The following is a 2,694-nucleotide window of genomic DNA, read 5'->3' on the forward strand; positions in this document are numbered from 1 at the left end:
AATGCGACCGGGGAAGCCCAACGCATGTGGGCCTCGAGCATTCGCGTTTTAGCGCTTCAGCCCCGCGATCATGGTCTTCAAGTTGCTGCGCAGGAAATCCTCGTAGGTTCCCGCGACCGTGCCCGGCTTGCCGAGCTCATCGGAGTGCAGTGGCTCGTCGAAGATCGGAATCCCGGCCTCCTTCGAGACGGTCTTCATGGGGCGCGTATCCACGTTCGACTCCACGAACAGGTGCTTCGGGCGCTTGTCCTTCAGCTGGCGCACGAGGTGTCCGATCTGCGCGGGGGAGCCGTTTTCATCCGTGTCGATCTGCCAGATATACAGCTGCTCCATGCCGTAGGTGTCGACCATGTATTGGAAGGCATGTTCACTGGCCACGAGCACACGATCCTCCTTCGGCAGCGCACCGATCTGCTCGCGGTAGTCGGCGTCGATGCTCTCCAGCATGGCCTTGTACTCCGCCCCCTTCTCCTCGATGTGCTCGGCACGCTCGGGTAGGGCCTCGGCCAGCGCCGCGGTCACGTTCTCGGCCATCGCGATGCCGACGGTCGGGTCCAGGAAGGCGTGCGGGTTGATCTCCTGATTGCCCTTTTCGTCCTTGAGGTACTTCGGTTCCACGCCCTTGGTGGCCTCGACCATCTGGGAATCGTCCAGGCCCGCGGTGTTTTTCAGTTTCGCGAGCCAGCCGTGCTCACCGCCCTCGAGGTTCAGCCCGTTGTAGAACAGCAGGTCGGCGTCGCTCGTCGCATCCAGGTCCGCGGGCAGGGGGTCGTAGTCGTGCGGGTCCGTGCCGGTCGGCACGAGGTTATGGACGTCCACCGCCTCGCCGCCGATCTCCTCCACCAGGTCCGCCAGCAGCGTGAAGGTGGTGACGACGTTCAGCTGCTCACCGTCTGCCTTCTCCTCCGTCGAGAAGGTCACGGCCCCGAACACGAGGGCACCGCCCACCAGGAGGGCCAACAGCGCGGCCAGTGGCTTATTGCCCAGCGAGCGAGCAATCAGTCCCTTGCCTTGCGCGAAGAGGAAAGCCAGCAGGAACAGCGCGCTGGCGGTCAGCACGATCGTCACGCCGGAGGACACGTTGTAGCTATAGCTCAGGAACAGCCCCACTACGGAGCTGAGCGCCGAGATCGCCACTGAAAGCCCGATCATCACTCCCAGCCGGTTCGTCAGCAGGTACGCCGCCGACGCCGGAGTGATCAGCAGGGAGACCACCAGGATCACGCCCACCGTCTGCAGGGAAATGACCGTCACCAGCGTGAGCACCACCATCAGCCCGTAGTGGATTGCCCGCACGGGCACGCCAGCCGACTGCGCCATGACGGGGTCGAAGGTGCTGAGCTTGAGCTCCTTGTAAAAGACCAGCGTGAGAATCAGCACGGCAGCGGCAATACCGATCGAGAGGTTGCGGTCGGCGTCCTGAACGGTCAGGACGTTGCCGAAGAGGATCTCCGTCAGATCCGTCGCCGTCTGCGCTTTCGCCATGAGCAGCACGCCGATCGCGAAGAAGGTGGAAAAGACGATGCCGATCGCCGAATCGTTCTTCACAGTGGAGCGTTCGCTGATCAGCCCGATCGCCAGTGTGGCGAGTAGACCCGCGACCACCGCCCCGAGGAAGAGGTTCGTGCCGAGCAGGTAGGAGGCCGCGACCCCCGGTAGTACGGCGTGCGAGATGGCGTCGCCGATCAGGGCCATGCCGCGCAGCACGATGAAGCTGCCGACGATGCCGCAGGCCACGCCCACGATCACCGAGGTGATCAGCGCTTTTTGCAGGTAGCCGTGGCTGAGTAGTGAGTCGAGGAACTCCGCGATCATGCTGTCTCCTCCTGGAGGGCTGCCTGCCGTGGCGTGGGGTGGGCTGGTGCTGACGGCTCGCGGATGACGAGCGCGCCGAAGGCCTTCTGCAGCACGTCGGGGACGAAGACCTCCTCGGTGGGACCCGCCGCGACGAGCTCGCCGTTGAGGACGATGAGGTCGTTGTAGTAGCCGCGCACCGTGTTCATGTCGTGGTGCACGACGACGACGTGCTTGCCCGCGTCCGCCATCTGCCGCAGCAGGGTCACGATCGTCTTCTCGCTGGGGACGTCGATGCCGACGAAGGGCTCGTCCAGGAAGATGTACTCCGCGTCCTGGACGATGGCGCGGGCAAAGAGGACGCGCTGGAACTGTCCGCCCGAGAGTTCGCTGATGTGGCGGTGGCGAAAGTCCCACATGTCGACGTCCTTGAGAGCCTGGGTGGCTGCTTCGCGTTCGGCCTTGCCGGGGCGGTGGAAAAGACCCAGGCGCGGGTAAGTGCCCATCAGGACGGTGTCGAAGACGCTGGTGGGGAAGTTGCGGTCGAGGTCAGAGCGCTGCTCGATATAAGCGATTGCGCGGCGCTGCTCGGCGGGGGCCTTGCCGTCGAGGGTGACGGGGTAGCCGGCAGGGGCGCCGGTGGGGCCTGTGCCGTGGACGTTGTGTTTGTCCAGGATCTGGAGCATCGCCTTCATGAGGGTGGATTTGCCTGAGCCGTTGGGGCCGATGATGCCGTGCATGCCGGGGGAGTCGAGGGTGAAGCTGATGTTCCGAATCGCGGTGTTCGCGCCGTAGCTCACGCTCAAGTTCTGGACGCTAATACTCATGGCAGCCAAGAATAGTGCTCAGTTCAATGAATCACCAAGTTCAATGTATTGAACTTTGGGGTGGGGTGGTGTT

The 2,694-nt window shown here is 63.8% G+C and carries 2 protein-coding genes; both read right to left on the minus strand.

What is annotated here, in order from left to right:
* Positions 1–48: 48 nt before the first annotated feature.
* A complete protein-coding gene (locus L8V00_RS09915; protein ID WP_269944926.1) occupies positions 49–1,815 on the minus strand; it encodes a metal ABC transporter solute-binding protein, Zn/Mn family in 1,767 nt (588 codons plus the stop codon).
* Entirely contained in the window at positions 1,812–2,621 is an 810-nt protein-coding gene (locus L8V00_RS09920; RefSeq protein ID WP_035006260.1) for a metal ABC transporter ATP-binding protein, read from the minus strand. The genes L8V00_RS09915 and L8V00_RS09920 overlap by 4 nt, the downstream gene beginning before the upstream one ends.
* Between the last annotated feature and the right edge of the window lie 73 nt (positions 2,622–2,694).

The sequence above is a fragment of the Corynebacterium evansiae genome, assembly GCF_027570065.1.
Classification (GTDB): Bacteria; Actinomycetota; Actinomycetes; order Mycobacteriales; family Mycobacteriaceae; genus Corynebacterium; species Corynebacterium evansiae.

Excerpts from the sequence above, each read along its gene's own strand:
- L8V00_RS09915 (WP_269944926.1), bottom strand. The coding sequence starts at position 1,815 with ATGATCGCGGAGTTCCTCGACTCACTACTCAGCCACGGCTACCTGCAA.
- L8V00_RS09920 (WP_035006260.1), bottom strand. The coding sequence starts at position 2,621 with ATGAGTATTAGCGTCCAGAACTTGAGCGTGAGCTACGGCGCGAACACC.